At 70.1% G+C, this 16022-nt stretch carries 17 protein-coding genes; 14 read left to right on the forward strand and 3 right to left on the reverse strand.

What is annotated here, in order from left to right; genetic code table 11:
• Positions 1 to 149: 149 nt before the first annotated feature.
• A complete protein-coding gene (locus G9Q41_RS01550) occupies positions 150 to 413 on the forward strand; it encodes a hypothetical protein (RefSeq protein ID WP_242687008.1) in 264 nt (87 codons plus the stop codon).
• Between the two features lie 574 nt (positions 414 to 987).
• The gene (locus G9Q41_RS01555; RefSeq protein WP_165631524.1) at positions 988 to 1734 is read left to right on the forward strand and encodes a formate/nitrite transporter family protein; all 747 of its coding nucleotides are present in this window, start codon (positions 988 to 990) and stop codon (positions 1732 to 1734) included.
• Between the two features lie 221 nt (positions 1735 to 1955).
• On the opposite strand, the gene G9Q41_RS01560 is transcribed toward G9Q41_RS01555, so the two are convergent.
• The gene (locus tag G9Q41_RS01560; RefSeq protein ID WP_165631523.1) at positions 1956 to 2843 is read right to left on the reverse strand and encodes a mycobacterial-type methylenetetrahydrofolate reductase; all 888 of its coding nucleotides are present in this window, start codon (positions 2841 to 2843) and stop codon (positions 1956 to 1958) included.
• Between the two features lie 744 nt (positions 2844 to 3587).
• Here G9Q41_RS01560 and G9Q41_RS01565 point away from each other — a divergent pair.
• The 3 genes from G9Q41_RS01565 to G9Q41_RS01575 all read left to right on the forward strand — a co-directional run bounded on the left by G9Q41_RS01565 (position 3588) and on the right by G9Q41_RS01575 (position 6703).
• Positions 3588 to 4304 carry a sulfite exporter TauE/SafE family protein gene (locus G9Q41_RS01565; protein ID WP_347567436.1) on the forward strand — a complete coding sequence of 239 codons (717 nt, stop codon included), beginning with the start codon at positions 3588 to 3590 and terminating at the stop codon, positions 4302 to 4304.
• 138 nt (positions 4305 to 4442) lie between these two features.
• Positions 4443 to 4955, forward strand: coding sequence for an O-acetyl-ADP-ribose deacetylase (locus G9Q41_RS01570; RefSeq protein ID WP_092521518.1), 513 nt, complete (start codon positions 4443 to 4445; stop codon positions 4953 to 4955).
• Positions 4956 to 5215: 260 nt separating this feature from the next.
• Complete coding sequence (locus tag G9Q41_RS01575; protein WP_165631522.1) at positions 5216 to 6703, forward strand: SulP family inorganic anion transporter; 1488 nt, start codon at positions 5216 to 5218, stop codon at positions 6701 to 6703.
• 77 nt (positions 6704 to 6780) lie between these two features.
• Here G9Q41_RS01575 and G9Q41_RS01580 read toward each other — a convergent pair whose 3' ends face one another.
• A complete protein-coding gene (locus G9Q41_RS01580; RefSeq protein WP_092521516.1) occupies positions 6781 to 7149 on the reverse strand; it encodes a MerR family transcriptional regulator in 369 nt (122 codons plus the stop codon).
• Between the two features lie 223 nt (positions 7150 to 7372).
• On the opposite strand from G9Q41_RS01580, the gene G9Q41_RS01585 reads away from it, so the two are divergent.
• Positions 7373 to 8437, forward strand: a complete 1065-nt coding sequence (locus tag G9Q41_RS01585) for an MBL fold metallo-hydrolase (RefSeq protein ID WP_165631521.1) — start codon at positions 7373 to 7375, stop codon at positions 8435 to 8437.
• A gap of 34 nt (positions 8438 to 8471) precedes the next feature.
• Here the strand turns inward: G9Q41_RS01585 and G9Q41_RS01590 are convergent, their stop codons facing one another.
• Entirely contained in the window at positions 8472 to 9569 is a 1098-nt protein-coding gene (locus tag G9Q41_RS01590; protein WP_347567435.1) for a DUF3533 domain-containing protein, read from the reverse strand.
• Positions 9570 to 9867: 298 nt separating this feature from the next.
• On the opposite strand from G9Q41_RS01590, the gene G9Q41_RS01595 reads away from it, so the two are divergent.
• From G9Q41_RS01595 to G9Q41_RS01630, 8 genes are all read left to right on the forward strand, one after another.
• Entirely contained in the window at positions 9868 to 10071 is a 204-nt protein-coding gene (locus G9Q41_RS01595) for a cold-shock protein (protein ID WP_092521505.1), read from the forward strand.
• Between the two features lie 218 nt (positions 10072 to 10289).
• On the forward strand, positions 10290 to 11039 hold the full coding sequence (locus tag G9Q41_RS01600; RefSeq protein ID WP_165631520.1) for a hypothetical protein: 750 nt from the start codon (positions 10290 to 10292) through the stop codon (positions 11037 to 11039).
• Between the two features lie 413 nt (positions 11040 to 11452).
• Complete coding sequence (locus G9Q41_RS01605) at positions 11453 to 12478, forward strand: NAD(P)-dependent oxidoreductase (protein WP_165631519.1); 1026 nt, start codon at positions 11453 to 11455, stop codon at positions 12476 to 12478.
• A complete protein-coding gene (locus G9Q41_RS01610) occupies positions 12475 to 13614 on the forward strand; it encodes a DUF1015 family protein (protein WP_165631518.1) in 1140 nt (379 codons plus the stop codon). Before G9Q41_RS01605 ends, G9Q41_RS01610 begins: the two co-directional genes overlap by 4 nt.
• Before the next feature lie 131 nt (positions 13615 to 13745).
• Positions 13746 to 14351 (forward strand): DNA polymerase ligase N-terminal domain-containing protein, encoded by a 606-nt coding sequence (locus G9Q41_RS01615; protein WP_165631517.1) that lies wholly within the window; start codon positions 13746 to 13748, stop codon positions 14349 to 14351.
• Positions 14348 to 15262: a non-homologous end-joining DNA ligase gene (ligD, locus tag G9Q41_RS01620; RefSeq protein ID WP_207630403.1), complete on the forward strand. Its 915-nt coding sequence runs from the start codon at positions 14348 to 14350 to the stop codon at positions 15260 to 15262. The genes G9Q41_RS01615 and ligD overlap by 4 nt, the downstream gene beginning before the upstream one ends.
• A gap of 81 nt (positions 15263 to 15343) precedes the next feature.
• Positions 15344 to 15637: a hypothetical protein gene (locus G9Q41_RS01625; protein WP_092521488.1), complete on the forward strand. Its 294-nt coding sequence runs from the start codon at positions 15344 to 15346 to the stop codon at positions 15635 to 15637.
• Positions 15638 to 15760: 123 nt separating this feature from the next.
• Entirely contained in the window at positions 15761 to 15958 is a 198-nt protein-coding gene (locus tag G9Q41_RS01630; protein ID WP_165631516.1) for a hypothetical protein, read from the forward strand.
• Positions 15959 to 16022: the final 64 nt, after the last annotated feature.

The raw sequence follows: 16022 nt of genomic DNA on the forward strand, positions 1-16022 counted from the left end.
GGCCCCGGCAGCGTGGGAGCGGCGGCGGGGCCGCCGCGGGAAGACTCCCGTTCGCGCTCCTTCCCGTGAGGGGCGGCGCCCGAACACCGGGAGGAACGTGGCGGTATGCTCTGCGGGCGCGTCGACCCGCCCCCACCGAGGAAATTCCCATGAACTCCCGAAGGCTGACCCTCGTGCTCGTCCGCAGCGCGGTGTTCCTGATCGTCGGACTGGTCCTGTTCACCCTCGTGGGCTGGTCCGGCTACGCGGTCGTGGCTGTGGGGCTGATGGCGGCCGCGATCCTGGTGCAGCTGGGCGGTGTCCTGTGGCTGCGCCGTTCGGAGGGCAAGTGGCCGTTCACGCCCGCGGGCAACGGCGACTCCGCAAGCCCGGCGGCGGAGTCCCGCCGGGGGAACCCGCCTGCAGCCGGCTGATTCCGACCCGTGCCCGTCGCCGCGGGCCCACGGCCCCTCCTGCCCGGGCGGCTTCCCGCGGTTCCGGGAGGCCACCGGACCGTCCTTTCGCCCCTGCCGCTTCCGCTCCCCTCCCGGTCCTGTTCCGGGGACCGACCCGCCGCTGTCGCGGAGGTCCCACCGGGTCGAAAAGCTCCGAGCGCGCTGACCGAGACAACCTCCCGAACCGGGGGTAGCCTGGGAAGGCATTGCCGATGTCCGGCGGGGCGGCTCCTGGGGTGGCGCTCTAACACTTGCCCTTTCACTCTTTTGGCCTACCGGGGCTTCTGACCGGAATATCGGTTTTGCGACACTTGCGCGGCGCGGCTCGAGCAGCAACATCCACCGGTCGACGAAACTTCCCAGGAAACGAACGAACGGCGGCGGAACACGCTCGAGTCCACGTGGCCCCCGGGGCCGGAAATACCCGGGAAATCAGTCATTGCACCAGCGATATAAGCACAGGTAGGTCGTGGTTACTAAGCAGGTTGAGCAACCCAGTCATGTTGTCACACCCCACGCTCCCGAAGGTCGACAACGACCGCGTGAGAACGAGGTGGACCAGGCCATAGATCGGATCATCGAGAAGGGGCGACCCCGTCTCTACCGAACGTGGCCTCAGCTGTTGGCGACCGCGCTGGTCGCGGGTGTGGAAGTGGCGCTGGGCGTGCTCGCCCTGCTGACCGTGGAGCAGAGCACCGGCAGTTCCCTGCTGGCGGGTCTGGCCTTCTCAGTGGCCCTGATCGCGCTGCTGCTCGGTCACGCCGAGCTGTTCACCGAAGGCTTCCTGGTTCCGATCGTGGTCGTCACGGCCCGCCAGGCCAATTGGCGACGACTGGCGCGTTTCTGGAGTGGAACACTCACCGGAAACCTGATCGGCGGATGGGCACTGATGCTGGTGGTGATCACGGCCTTCCCCGAGCTGCACTCGATAGCCGTCGACATGGGAGGCAAGTTCGCCCTCGCGCCGTTCTCCCCGCAGAACCTGTGCCTGGCGATCCTGGCCGGCAGTTCCATCACCCTGATGACCAGGATGCACAACGGAACCGACAACGACATGGCCAAGGTCACCGCCAGCGTGCTGACCGGATTCCTCATCGTGGGCACCGGCATGCACCACTCGGTGCTGGACAGCCTGCTGATCTTCGGGGGGATCCACGCGGGAGCCGACTACGGCTACCTGGAGTGGCTCGGCTGGTTCGGTTGGGCCCTCGGGGGCAACATCATCGGCGGGGTGGGGATCACCACCGCGCTGCGGCTGATCCGCGGGCACGCGCGCATCCGGGAATGGCGCTACGCCTGAGCTGATCGGGGCCTGCGTCCCGCCCGTTCGTCCGGGCCCGCTCGGCGGCACCTCCGCGGCCCCGCGAGCGGGCCTGCGGTCGACGTCCGGGCAGCGACGAACCCGTCCCCCACGGGCCCGCGCCGGCCCCGGCATCCCGCCGGGGCCGGCGCGACGCCCGAGCGGGCGCGGCAGCTGAACGGCGTTCACCCGCATGTTCACCAACCGCGCCCACCGGCCGGTCACGCGTTCCGCGGAGACCAGTAGTCCAGCATTTCCGCGAAGGTCTCGAAAGCCGGTTTGGAGTTGCCGTACGGCGCCTCCAGGTGCACGCTCAGCGGGAAACCGAGGTCGTGGACCCCGTCGATGACCCGCTTGTAGAGGTCGACCAGCTGACGCTTCCGCTCTTCGAAGGACTTCTCGGCGAGCCTGGCCACGAACTCCTGCTCCTGCTCGACCACGGGGTTGCCCGGGTCCTGGATGAGCCAGTCGATGAGCTTGGCCTTGCTCTCGGCCCCCGGCACGAAGCCGAAGGAGAGCAGGATCTCCGGACGGTGCGGCGTCTGCTGCGCGAACTCCTTGAGGAAGCCCACGATGGAGTCCGAGTACAGCAGCTGGGTCATGCCGTAGGTGGCGCCCTGCTCGCACTTGAAGTTGAACCGCCCGTGCTCGCCCTCACGAGTCGGGATCAGGATCACGCCCCGGTTCGGCACGAGCTCCTTGAACTCGGCCAGGGCGTCGGTGGGGGCCATCCCGGGACCATCGCCGTCGTTCATGTTGCGCGGCACCCCGACGAAGGCGATGCCGTCCATGCCGGCGTTGCGCAGGCTCCCGAGACGCTCGGTCAACTGTTGTTTGTCGTGGAAAGCGGTGACCTGGGTACACAGCCCCTTCACATCACCGATCTCCGGACGCACCGCGTGCCAGAAATCGAGTGTGTCCATCTTCTGCTTGATCTCGACCGGCCGATCGTCGTCCTCGGCGATCAGACCGGGGATCATCAGGTGCTGGATGCGGTCCCCGAGCCCGGACGTGCGGCAGCTCTCGGCCACCTTGCGGCCTTCCTCAACTGCGCTCTCCACACCGCCGTCTTGGTCCGGCGGCACCAGTTCGAGTGCGATCGTTTCCATGTCGGCCTCAGGTTTTCCTTCTGTCGACGTCGGTCACGGCGGATCGCGGCAGCCCCTGGAGGCCAGCCCGCACCACCGCGAGCACGATTCGTGCCACGAGCGAGCAACGTACGGACGCCACCACGGCGGAAACACCTCCACTCGCAGCAGCGGTACTGCTCCGAATGGAGCAATATCCGAAGTTGACGACACCCTGCCACTCGGAAAAAGGCCAGGTCACCTGGCACAGCTCTTCGGAAGCCCGCACACCGCTGCGCCATCCCGGTGATATGTCTCGCACGGCGCGACCCGACGAAGCCGACACCGCGGGAGCACGGCGACGCCGCACACCCCCTGCTCGCCGGGCCCGACGGGGTCTGCACTGCGGATTCACGCCCGAAACCACCCCGCAGGCGCCCCCAGCGCCCTCCGCGCAACCCCGGAGCGCTCAGCCGCACCCACGTCCGGTGTGGTGTTACGCACTCGAGGTGTAGTATTCGTCACTTTTTCAACCCGAGGAACACCCGTCCGCCCCGTCCGGCCCCCGGCCGTCCACCGGCTCTCCCGCGAAGGCGAGCGGCTCGGCGGGCCACTCGCCTTCGCCGCGGCGGCCCGACACCGGCGCGGCACCCCCTCCTGTCACTCGACTGATCGACACTCGCGGTGAGCTCCAGCACACATCGGGTCCCCGGAGGTGGCCTCGGTCCCCCGCGACAACGTTGACTCGACGCGTTCGAGCAGTACCCGAAACAATCGAGGGAACACGTGAGCATCTGGATGCTGCTACTGGCGGGCACGATCGTGCTCGGCGGAGCGATCGTGCAGGGATCCGTCGGCTTCGGCATGAACCTGATCGCCGCTCCACTACTGGCCATCGCCGACCCCGTTCTCGTACCGGTACCGCTGCTGATCACGGGATCGGCCTTCGCGGTGCTGCCCCTGCTGCGGGAGCGCGGACAGGCCGACTGGCGCGGAGTGCGCTGGGGACTGTTCGGACGGGTTCCCGGGGCCGTCATCGGCGTGGCGGCACTGGCGCTGCTGCCCGGCAAATGGCTGGCTGTGCTCATCGCGACGGTGGTGCTCATCTCGGTGGGCCTGTCGCTGCTGACCTGGCACCCGACCCCCGTCCCGGGAACGCTGTTCACCGCGGGCTTGTTCAGCGGGGTCTTCGGCACGGCCGCCGCCGTCGGCGGACCCCCCATAGCGCTGGTCTACCAGCACAACGCGGGCCCCACCGTGCGCAGCACGCTCAGCGCGTACTTCGCGCTGGGCTCGCTGCTCTCGCTGGGAGTGCTGCTGCTCTCCGGCCAGGTGCAGGGCCAGCAGCTGCTGGCCGCGGCTGTGCTCTTCCCGTTCGCCCTGCTCGGCTTCCTGATCTCCGGCCCGCTCCGCCACCTGCTCGACCGGGGAAGGACCCGGCCCGCCCTGCTGCTCGTGGCGGCCTTCAGCGCCGTGGTGCTGCTGTTCAAGGCGCTGGCCTGACCAGCACGTCGACGCCGTTGCCGCGCAGCGCCCCGGCAACGACCTCCCCGCCAGGGGACCGAACCGCACCTGCGGGGATCCGGCCACCGCCCGATCGCCGTTCCGGCCGGCGGTGGCCGAACGTCCCAGAATGGAGGCATGCGGATCGAGGCGGAACGCGGCGACATCACGCAGCAGCACGTCGACGCCGTGGTCAACGCGGCGAACTCCACCCTGCTCGGTGGAGGAGGTGTCGACGGAGCCATCCACCGGCGCGGCGGGCGGGAGATCCTCGAGGCCTGCGAGCAGCTGCGCGCCGGCGACTACCCGGACGGTCTGCCGGTCGGTGCCGCGGTGGCCACCACGGCGGGCCGACTGCCCGCCCGCTGGGTGATCCACACGGTCGGCCCGGTGTACTCCCCGTCCGAGGACCGCTCGCACGCACTGGCCTCGTGCCACAGTGCCGCCCTGCGCGTGGCCGAGGAGCTCGGCGCGCGGAGCGTGGCGTTCCCGGCGATCTCCACCGGGGTGTACGGCTATCCCGCCGAGGAGGCCGCCGGGATCGCCGCACGCACCGTCCGAACAGCCGACTCGGCGGTGGAGACCGTCCGCTTCGTGCTGTTCGACGAACACACCCGGGCGCTCTTCGCCGCCGAGATCGGGCAGGGCTGAAAGCACCACGCCCCCGCCCTCCCGACGAGAACGGGAAGAGTCCGGTGTGGACCGGAAGCGACGCTCCGGCGGCGCCCCGGAGACCTCTCCGGCGCCCGCCGAGCGGCACCGGTCGGATTCGACGTGAATCACATTTCGACCTGGGTCACATTCGCTCATCTCTGCCGTTACGTGAGGGTATAGTTCGGTGTGCCCGCGTGAGCCCCGCCGGTGTGGCTCCGCGCGCTCCTTTCCCGAACTCACGTCCCTGACGAAAGAAGATGATGTCGCGCCCCGTCCTGCCGCGTTCCCGCCCGCAGTGGCTCTCCCCCCGCGTGCTGCGCACCGAAGTACTCGGCGGCCTCGTCGTAGCGCTGGCCCTGATCCCCGAGGCCATCTCGTTCTCCATCATCGCCGGGGTGGACCCGCGGGTGGGGCTGTTCGCCTCGTTCACCATGGCCGTGACCATCTCGCTGGCGGGCGGGCGCCGCGCCATGATCTCGGCGGCCACCGGGGCGATCGCGCTGGTGGTGGCCCCTGTGGTCCGGGAGCACGGGGTGGACTACCTGATCGCCACCGTCATCCTGGGCGGAGCGATCCAGGCGCTGCTCGGCCTGGCCGGCGTGGCCCGGCTGATGCGCTTCCTGCCGCGCAGCGTGATGGTCGGCTTCGTCAACGCGCTGGCCATCCTGATCTTCACCGCCCAGCTGCCCTACCTGACCGACGTCCCCTGGAGCGTCTACGCGCTGGTCGCCGCCGGGCTGGCCGTCATGCTCGGACTGCCCCGGCTGACCACGGTGATCCCCGCCCCGCTGGTGGCCATCGTCACGCTGACCGCGATCACCGTGATCGCGGGAATCACCGTGCCCACCGTGGGTGATCAGGGCGAACTGCCGCACACCCTGCCGATGCCGGGCATTCCCGACGTCGCGCCCACCTTCGAGACGCTGCGGATCATCGGTCCGTACGCGGTGGCCATGGCCCTGGTCGGGCTCATGGAGTCGCTGATGACCGCCAAGCTCGTCGACGACATCACCGACGAGCACTCCAACAAGACCCGGGAGTCCTGGGGACAGGGGCTGGCCAACATCGTCACCGGCTTCTTCGGCGGCATGGGCGGCTGCGCCATGATCGGCCAGACCATGATCAACGTGAAGTCCAGCGGTGCCCGCACCCGGCTGTCCACCTTCCTGGCCGGAGTGTTCCTGCTGATCCTCGTCGTCGCGCTCGGCCCCGTGGTCGCGCTGATCCCCATGGCCGCCCTGGTCGGAGTCATGATCATGGTCGCGGTGGGCACCTTCGACTGGCACAGCATCCACCCCACGACGCTGCGCAAGATGCCCAAGAGCGAGACGGCGGTCATGCTGGCCACCGTCGCGGTCACCGTGGCCACCCACAACCTCGCGATCGGCGTCGTGGTCGGCGTGGTGCTGGCCACCGTCCTGTTCGCCCAGCGCGTGGCGCACCTGGTCTCCGTGGACAGCGTGCTCGACCCCGACGGCAGCACCAAGATCTACCGCGTGACCGGGCAGCTGTTCTTCGCCTCCAGCAACGACCTGGTCTTCCAGTTCGACTACGCGAACGACCCCGCCAACGTGGTCATCGACCTGTCGCAGGCCCAGGTCTGGGACGCCTCCACCGTGGCCGCGCTCGACGCCGTGGAAACCAAGTACCACCAGCGCGGCATCAACGTCTCGATCACGGGCATGAACGAGTCCAGCAAACAACGGCACCAGGCACTGGCCGGGCGACTGGGCGCGGGCCACTGAGCCCACCGCGCAGGGCCCCGGCGGGGTGGCGGCCCGCGTCCCGCCACCCCGCCGGGCGCACCGAGCCGGCCCTGCGCTCAGTCGAGCCGCTGCCGCAGCGTCGCGGCGAACTCCTCGGCGGTGCGCAGCCGGGAGCGCAGCTTCTCGCACCGCTGCTGCACCTCCTCGTGCAGCTGCGCCAGCCTGTGGCGCTGCTGCTGGGACAACTCCCCGGCCGGGAGCTCGAGCAGCTCCACCAGCTCGCGCATCTCCTCCAGCTGGAAGCCCAGCGGCTTCATCCGCATGATCACCTGCAGCCGCTCGATGTCCGGCTCGGTGTACAACCGGAACCCGCCCTGGCTCCGCGCGCTCGGCACCACCAGACCGACTTCCTCGTAATACCGAATCGTGCGCAACGACAGACCGGTTCGCTCGGCGACCTCACCGATCTGCACATGTCCGGACACAGCCGCGCCCCTTCCCTGTCCACCGGGTTACCGTGTCGACCCGCCCCGCGAGCTCGGTGCCGACCACTGATTGTCGTCCCAGGGTATTCGTGGCACTGGACGGGCCTTCGCAAACGGGCGGACACCTCACCCCCGCGCGCCTTTCACCAGGAATCCATCTCCCGTTCCCGCTGGACCGGAGGCGGTGACGTGCGTCGCACGACGTCGATCGTATACCGACCGTATGGTATGCCTGCCGTTCACCGCTCGCGTCGTGGAGGTGATCGTGTCGAGCACGGAGTGGACGCAGCCAGGAGCGCACGAGGTCGCCGCTGGAGTGCACCGAATACCGCTGCCGATGCCCGGTGACGGGCTGCGCGCGGTCAACGTGTACGCGATCCGCAACGCCTCCGCCATCACGCTGATCGACGGCGGCTGGGCCCTCGCCGAATCACGGGAACGACTCGCCGAGGCGCTGGACGGTCTGGGCGCCGGACTCGACGAGGTGGACCGCGTGCTGGTCACCCACGTGCACCGGGACCACTACACCCAGGCCGTCGCGCTGCGCGCGGAAATCGGCTGCCGGGTTTCCCTCGGGGCGGAGGAACACCCCAACCTGCGATGCCTCACCGCACCCGACAGCCTCCCGATGGGAAAGCAGCGCGCGGAACTGGCCGCGTGCGGGGCCGAACCGGTGCTGCGAGCGCTGAACACCGAACTCGACCAGCAGGCACCGCTCCACGAGCACCACTGGCAGCTGCCCGACGAGTGGCTCACCGGAGGCTGCGAGGTCGAGCTCGCCGACCGCACCCTCCGGGTGGTGCACACCCCCGGCCACACGCGGGGCCACGTGGTGTTCCTCGACGAGACCAGCGGGCTGATGTTCACCGGCGACCACGTGCTGCCGAGCATCACACCGTCCGTCGGTCTCGAACAGGCCCCCGGCGAGCTCCCGCTGCGGGACTACCTCGAATCGCTGCGCGCGATCCGCGCGCTTCCGGACGCCAGGATGCTGCCCGCGCACGGTCCCGTCCGGGACGGTGTTCACTCCCGAGTGGACGAACTGCTCACTCACCACGAGGACAGGCTCGAGACCATGACCGCCACCGTGGCCGGGGGAACGAGCACGGCCTACGAAACCGCCCGCGCCCTGAGCTGGACCCGCCGGGAGCACGTCCTCGACGAGCTCGACCCCTTCAACCGGACGCTGGCGGTGCTGGAGACCTCGGCCCACCTCGAACTGCTGGTCCACCGGCGACGGTTGAACAGCCGGCGCCACGAGAGGGTTCTGCACTACACCGCGCGCTGAGCGCGATACCGCGCAGGCACCGCCCGGAGACGCCTCACGCGGGACGCACGGCATCGCCGTCCCCCACCGCGGAGGCGCGACGCCCACGCACCACGGACCCGACCAGCGCCACGACGGCCCCGCCCAGGGCGTAGGCCGCGATGACCAGCACGTCGACGGTGATGCCGTGCGCTCCGAAGTAGACGATGTTGCGGACCGCCTCGGTGCCTGCCCCGTTCGGCAGCGCCGCGCTGATCGCGCGCCAGAACCCCGGAAGCAGCTCCGGAGCGTAGGCGCCCCCGGCGCTGGGATTCCCGAGCACGACGAACAGCAGCACTGTCAGCCCGATCCCCAGCACCCCGAACAGCACCTGCAAGGCCATCGTCACCGTGGCGGCCGCCAGCACCAGCAACGCGCCGAGCCACCACAGTTCGAGCAGGTGGCCGGTCAGCGCCCCCAGCAGCGGGCCGACCACGGCCGCACCGCCCACCCCCGAGACGATCGCGTACACCAGCACGGCCACGAGCCGGATCACCGCGCGGCTCGGATTCGCCGGGCGGGCGCCGCGGGAGACCCCCAGCAGCGAGGCCACCAGGTAGCCGCCGACGGTCCACCCGACGACCAGGTAGAAACCGGTCAGCCCGCGGGAGTCGCCCTCCTGGACGGGAACCACGTCGTCGACCACCAGACCTCGTTGTCTGCTCGCCTGGACCCGGCGCAGCACCTCCTCGATCGCGCTCGCCTTGGCCGAACCGCCCGCCGTGGCCACCAGCAACCGGTCCCGCTGCTCGGCGGGGCGCAGCACGAGCACGGCCGCGGTGCCGCCCTCGGTCAGCTCCGTGCGCGCCGCGGACTCGCCGGGGGCGGCGCTCGCGCGCAGCGGCTCCTCGGGCAGGGAGTCGAGCCTGTCGGCCATGCGCTCCGCGGCCCCCTGCGGGCCGACCACGCGCACCGGCAAGCGGTGCGGGGACGGAGCGTGGAAGGCACCCACGTAGGACAGGATGAATCCCAGCTGCAGCAGCAGCACACCGACGATCAGCAGGAACGTGCGGATCGAGACCGCGTCCCGCACCTCGGCGAGCAATCGTCTCGTGCCACCGGAACGAGCGGCGACACCACCGTGCTGTCCGCGTCCCTCCTCCGGTTCGCTCACGAGCGCGGCACCTCCAGTGAGCTCGCGGGCACCTGTCGCCCATCACTGTGCACGATCCGCCGGCCTCCGGCTGTTTGATCTTTCCGCCCACGGTTGCTGCGTCCGCGCGAGCAAGTGTGTAGGATGGGACTTGGTCGTTTTCTGGAGTCGTGTTCGCGCACGCTCGCAGATAGTTGGTGCGGGCGAGCCGCTGTCTTTGGTGTAGCTGGAGTAGGCGCCGTCTGAGATCCGCGACCAAGGGTGACCGTGCAAGGACCGGTCACCGGTGACCTAAATCAGCTCTCGTAAGGAGACAGCCATGGCCCAGGGCACAGTCAAGTGGTTCAGTTCGGAAAAGGGCTTCGGCTTCATCGCCCCGGACGACGGCGGCCCGGACGTCTTCGTCCACTACTCGGCGATCGACGCGCCCGGCTTCCGCACGCTGGACGAGGCCCAGCAGGTTGAGTACACGGTCAGCCAGGGCTCCAAGGGCCCGCAGGCCGACACCGTGCGTGCGCTCTGAGGCGACTCGCCTGTCGAATGTGATACGCGGTGGCCGCTCCTGGTGAGCGGCCACCGCTTTCGTCTCCGCCCCCTGCCGGGGCGGCCCCTGCCGCCCACGCGCCCGACCGCAGTTCCCCCGAACAGGGGCTGGACGGAGGAAACTCACACCCTCCGCCCGGTGAAATGTGACCCGGATCGCGGCACGTCCCGACGGCGTCGGGTAGACGTGGGCAACCGATGCCCGTTTCATCACTGCGGACGCACTCCCCCGAGCGGGAACCGTTCGCCGAGACCGAATACCCCGAGGACCCCTATCCCGGAGCCCGACCGGACTGCTCCTTCGTCCACCTCGACGGAGTCGGCTACCCGGTCCTGCCGGACGAAACCGCCCCCTCCGGGTGGCGGGTGCGCACCGGCACGGGAACGCACCCCTGCCTCGACGACTGGCTCGCGGAGCACGGAGCCGCACCGCTGGACCAACGCCGCCCGGTGCTGGCCTACGGTTCGAACGCCTGCCCGGAGAAGATCGGCTGGTTGCGCACCGGCCTCGGTCTGACGGGCCCCGCCGTCGTCCTCCGCGCACGCTGCGCGGAGCTGTCCGCCGTGTGGTCCTCGGGCCTGCGCCCCCGCGACGGACAACGCCCCGCGGTGCTCGCCGCGGCGCCCGGAGTGACCGAACAGCACGCCGTCTGGTACGCCACCCCCGCACAACGACGTGTGCTGGATCGCTGCGAGGGCCGCGGTAAGCGCTACCGCCTCGTCCGGTTGCACGACTCCGGCAACGTCCGACTGGACGACGGCACCGCGCCGCGGCGGTTGCTCGCCTACACCGCCGCCGGGCGCGAGCTGGCCCCACTGCTCGTCGACGGCGAGCCGGTCCGCTGCACCGAGCTCGCCCAGCGGGAAGCGCTCACGCTGAGCGGCGACCCCGCCGCCACCGACGGACTCTCCTGCACCGAGATCGTGGGAGAACCGGCCTCGCCGTAATCACGGTCCGCGGCGCTGTCCGTTCACCGCTTCCGCCCCTCCCCACCGACGGCTCCCCGAACAGCGCTTCCCCGCGCGGGGAGCCGTCGACGCAGGCGGCCACCCGCGTCGAAAGTCCTTGTCCCCGGAAGGGACGAGGGCTCCGCGCCCCTGCCCGAACGACTCCCCTGCGAGACCGCCCGGCGGCCGGGTGATGTTCATGCTGTCGAGCGAGTTCGGCCCCCGAGTCGGGGGTCGGGTGTTGACGTTCCCCGAGAGCACATCCAACATTGCGTTATAAGCAATACTGTGCGTAATAAGCAACATTGTTGTCGTGGTTCGCGCACCCGCCGAAGCCGGAGTACCGAATCGCTCGTCGGGGTACTCCGACGGAAACGCTCGGGAGACTCCGCCGATTCGCAAGGGAGCAGTCGATGAGGATTCTTGTCGCGGACACCTTCCCCGAAGCCTCCCTGAACGAGCTCGCCGAGCTGGGCAACGAGTGTTTCTACCGACCGGACACCGGATCCGAACAACTCTCCGAAGAGCTGTCCGGATGTGAGGTTCTCGTCGTGCGCAGCACCAGGGTGCCCGCCGTGGTGCTGGACAACGCCGAAGCGTTGCGTCTGGTGATCCGCGCGGGATCCGGCACGAACACCATCGACCGGGCCGCGGCCTCCCGCAACGGCATCCACGTCTGCAACGTACCCGGCCGCAACGCCACAGCCGTGGCCGAACTCGCGTTCGCCCTGCTGCTGGCCCTCGACCGAAACATCCCCGACAACGTCGCCGACCTGCGTGCGGGCCGCTGGGACAAGCGGCGCTACTCCCGGGCACGCGGGATTCACGGGCGCAGGGTCGGAGTGCTCGGGCTCGGCGGGATCGGCCTGGAGTTCGCCGCCCGAGCCGCGGCCTTCGGCACCCACGTCCACGCGATCGACAACCCCGAACGCGGACAGCGGGAAAGCGACCGGGCAGCGGCCATCGGGGTCGAGTTCGTCCACAGCCTCGACGAACTCGCCCGCACCTGCGACGTGCTCTCCCTGCACCTCCCGCTCACCGAGAGCACGCGGCACCTGGTCGACCGCGATCTGCTCGCCCAACTCCCCCCGGGAGCGATCCTGCTGAACACCTCCCGCGGGGAGCTCGTCGACGAGGACGCGCTGATCGAGGCGATGGAGACCAAGGGCGTGCGGGCCGGCATCGACGTGTTCACCGCCGAGCCGGAGTCCTCCTCCGGCACCATCGACTCCCGCCTGGCCGCCCACCCCAACGTGTACGGAACCCACCACATCGGCGCCTCGACCGAGCAGGCCCAGCACGCCGTGGCCTCCGAGGTCGTGCGCATGATCGACGCCTTCGGCACGGGAACGGTGCTGCACTGCGTCAACGAGGACACCCTGCGGGAGAAAGCACCGAGGCGGGTCACCACCCCGGCACCTTCCGGCGGTGCCTCATGAAGATCCCGCAGAAGCAGCACGCACCCGCCGCGACCGAGCGCGGGACCACCACCGGCGGGGTGACCGTGCGGTCTCCCCGCGTGCTGGTGGTCAACCAGCACAGCATCGAGTCGCTGGACGGCTCCATGGACCCGGCCCGCGTGCAACGACTGCTCGACACCGGCGGATACACCCGCCCCATGCTTCCCGCGGTGATCGTGTACCGGCTGCGCACGGGACGGCACCAGCAAACCGGGGTCGTGCTCGAGGTCTCGCTCGACGACTACCGCAACGGCCTCGTCCGACGGCACGAGGCCACCCACCCCGACAGGGAGCGGCGGATCGCGGAGCTCACCGAAGCGGGCGGGGCCGAACAGATGCCGGTGATACTCACATATCCGGACCGTCCCGCCCTCGACACCCTGCTCGAGGGGGTGACCGAGCAACCTCCCGACGTGCGGGCGCGCTCGGTCGGCGACGTCGAGCACAGCGTCTGGATGCGCAGGGACGCCGAACTCGCGCGGGTGCTGGGTGACGAGCTCGGCCGGGTGAGCTCGCTGTACATCGCGGACGGGCACCACAGGATGGCCGTGGCCGAGCGCGACGCGCGGTCCCACGGCCGCCCCGGCGACGACACCCGGGGGTTCACCCTGGCGGCGCTGTTCCCGAGCAGCCAGATGCGGGTGCTCGGATACCACCGCTGCCTGCCCGGGCCACGGGACCGCTCCACCAGCGAAGTGCTGCGCACCCTGGCGGCCCAGCCCGCTGTCACGCACATCGAGGAGTGCCCCACCGACGCCCCGAGCAACCCGGCGCCGGGGATGGTGCTGCTGCGGTTGCACGACCAGTGCTTCCGCCTGTGGCTGCGCCCCCCGCGTGACGACGCGCCGGTCCGATCCAGGTTGGACGCGGTGCTGCTGGACGAGCAGCTGCTGCCCCCGGTGACGCGGCTCGTCGGCCCGGTCGAGGAGCAGCCGCCTGACTCGGCGGGCACGAAGTGCTGGTGCGCGGCGCGCAACGCCATGTGCTTCGTACCGCACCCGCCCAGCGTCGAGCAGGTCATGGCGGTCTCCGACGCCGGGGCGTTGATGCCGCCGAAATCGACGTGGTTCGACCCCAAGGCCGTGTCGGGACTGTTCGTCCGCGAACTGAGCTAGGCCCCGGTCCACGCCCCTGCGGTGCGAACCGTCCGATGGGTTCGGCCGAGCCCGCGCCCACCGCACCGGAGGTGGCCGCACCGGGTTCCGGTGTTTCACCCCGGCGCCCCCACGGGTACAGCACGGGATGTATGGGCCACGAGCTCGGAAAGTACCGCAGCAAGCGGGACTTCGGCACCACCACCGAACCCCGCGGAACCCGGCGTGCCCGCCGAAGGGGGCGGCAACGCCGCTTCGTGCTGCACAAGCACGACGCCAGCACGCTGCACTACGACCTCCGGCTGGAGATCGAGGGGACTCTGAAGTCGTGGGCCCTTCCGAAGGGCCCCTCGATCGACCCGGCGGACAGGAGACTGGCCGTGCCGACCGAGGACCACCCCCTGGAGTACGTCGACTTCGAGGGAGTCATCCCCGAGGGCGAGTACGGTGCGGGAACGGTGCTGGTGTGGGACCGCGGCTCCTGCGAACTGGAGGCCGAGGGGGACGCCGAAGGGGACGTCGACGCGGCGCGGCAGCTGCGGCGCGGACGTCTCGACCTCTGGTTGGAGGGCGTCAAGATCCGCGGCGGTTACGCCCTCGTGCGCATGGGCAGGAGCGCGGACGGTCAGTGGCTGCTGGTCAAGAGGTCCGACGAGGGGGCCGACCGGCGCCGCAAACCGCTCAAGAAGCAGCCGCGCTCGGTACGCAGCGGCAGGGACCTGAACGCGATCGCCGGGCGCACCGGGGAGAGCCGTTGAACGAGAAAACCCTGCGGAGTGCGCAACGCTCGGTGGAGATCTCCCGGGCGGACAAGGTCCTGTATCCCCGGGGCGGAATCACCAAGGGCGACGTCGCCGAGTACTACCGCCGGGTCGGCCCCACCGTCGTGCGCTACGCGGACGGACGTCCGCTGGCGGCCGAGCGCTACCCGGACGGGATCGAGGGCCAGCGCATCTTCCAGAAGAACGTGCCCGCGCACACTCCCGACTGGATAGAGCGCGTCGCCGTTCCCAAGAAGGAGGGCGGCGAGACCGTGCACATGGTCTGCACGGAGCCCGCCGCCCTGATGCACCTGGCCGACCAGGCGTGCCTGACTCCGCACGTGTGGCTGTCCCGCGTCGACGACCTCCAGCGGCCGGACAGGATGGTCCTCGACCTCGACCCGACCGGCAACGACCTGCGGACCCTGCGCTCCGCCGCGCGCAGCGCCGGGGAGCTGCTGGAGGAGCTCGGGCTGGCCGCCTTCGTCATGACCACCGGATCGCGCGGCTTCCACGTGCTCGTCCCGTTGCGCCGGGAGCAGACCTTCGACCAGGTGCGCGATTTCGCGCGCGACGTCGCCACGGTGCTGGCCGAACGCGAACCGCGGAAGTTGACCGTCGAGCAGCGCAAAAACGAACGAAGCGGTCGCGTTTTCGTGGACTACCTGCGCAACGCCTACGCGCAGACCACGGTGACCCCCTACGCGCTGCGTGCCGGGAAAACGGCTCCGGTGGCGACCCCGATCTCCTGGCAGGAGCTGGACCGGGTCGAGCCGTGGGGGTTGACCATCCACGACGTGCCGCAGCGCCTGCACGAGCACGGCGACGAGTGGTCGAGCATCGGCAACCGAGCCCGTTCGCTCGGACGCCCGCGCCGCCTCCTCGACGACCTCGTTCCGTCCACCTGACCGGACATCTCGACGGGACATCTCGACGGGACGGCTCCCGGCCGGCACGAACACCGGGAGCTTTCACCGATTGGAGAAGGAATGAACGACGACGCGGAGGACGACGAAAGCAGGGCCCGCTACGCGAAAGGCCTGCCCGGATACCACGACTACCTGGCACGGGTGACCGGAGCTCCCTCCGGGTTGAGCGCGCTGACCCTGCGACTGTGGCTGGCCGGTTTCGGGATGCTCTTCTGCCTCGTCGCGGGGGCACTGCTGATCGGCTACCTGCCTCCGCTGGCGTGGTTCGGCTGGCTGCTCATCGCGCTCGGCGTCATCGCGGTGATCGACTTCGCGTGGGTGGCACATCGCAAACGCCGGGGCGAGCCCGGGTGAGCACTCCCGGCGGGAAACACCGCCCGGAAGCGGGCGGATGTTTCGTCCCCCGGTCGTGGGGAAACTCGTTGGGTGCGGGCCGGACACGCGATCCACCCGCCACCCCGGTTTCGGGAGGTTCTCATGCACGAGACTCAACCGTTCCCCCGACAGCCCTGGGACAGCACCGACCTGGCCGATCCGCGTCAGCTGCCCGACGACGGTCTCGGGCAGAGCCCCGAGCTGGAAACGATCTGGCTGGAGGCGGCACGACGCGGAGCGGAGCCGGCGCCGTCCGGCACCGCGCGAAGCGCTGCCCCGGTCGCGGAGCCAACAGGCTAGGCCGCTCCCGAACGCACGGCCCGGTTCGACCGGACGAGACCGGCGCCTCACCCGAGGCGGCCCG

The organism is Actinopolyspora sp. BKK2, from assembly GCF_011291845.1.
Taxonomy (GTDB): Bacteria; Actinomycetota; Actinomycetes; order Mycobacteriales; family Pseudonocardiaceae; genus Actinopolyspora; species Actinopolyspora saharensis.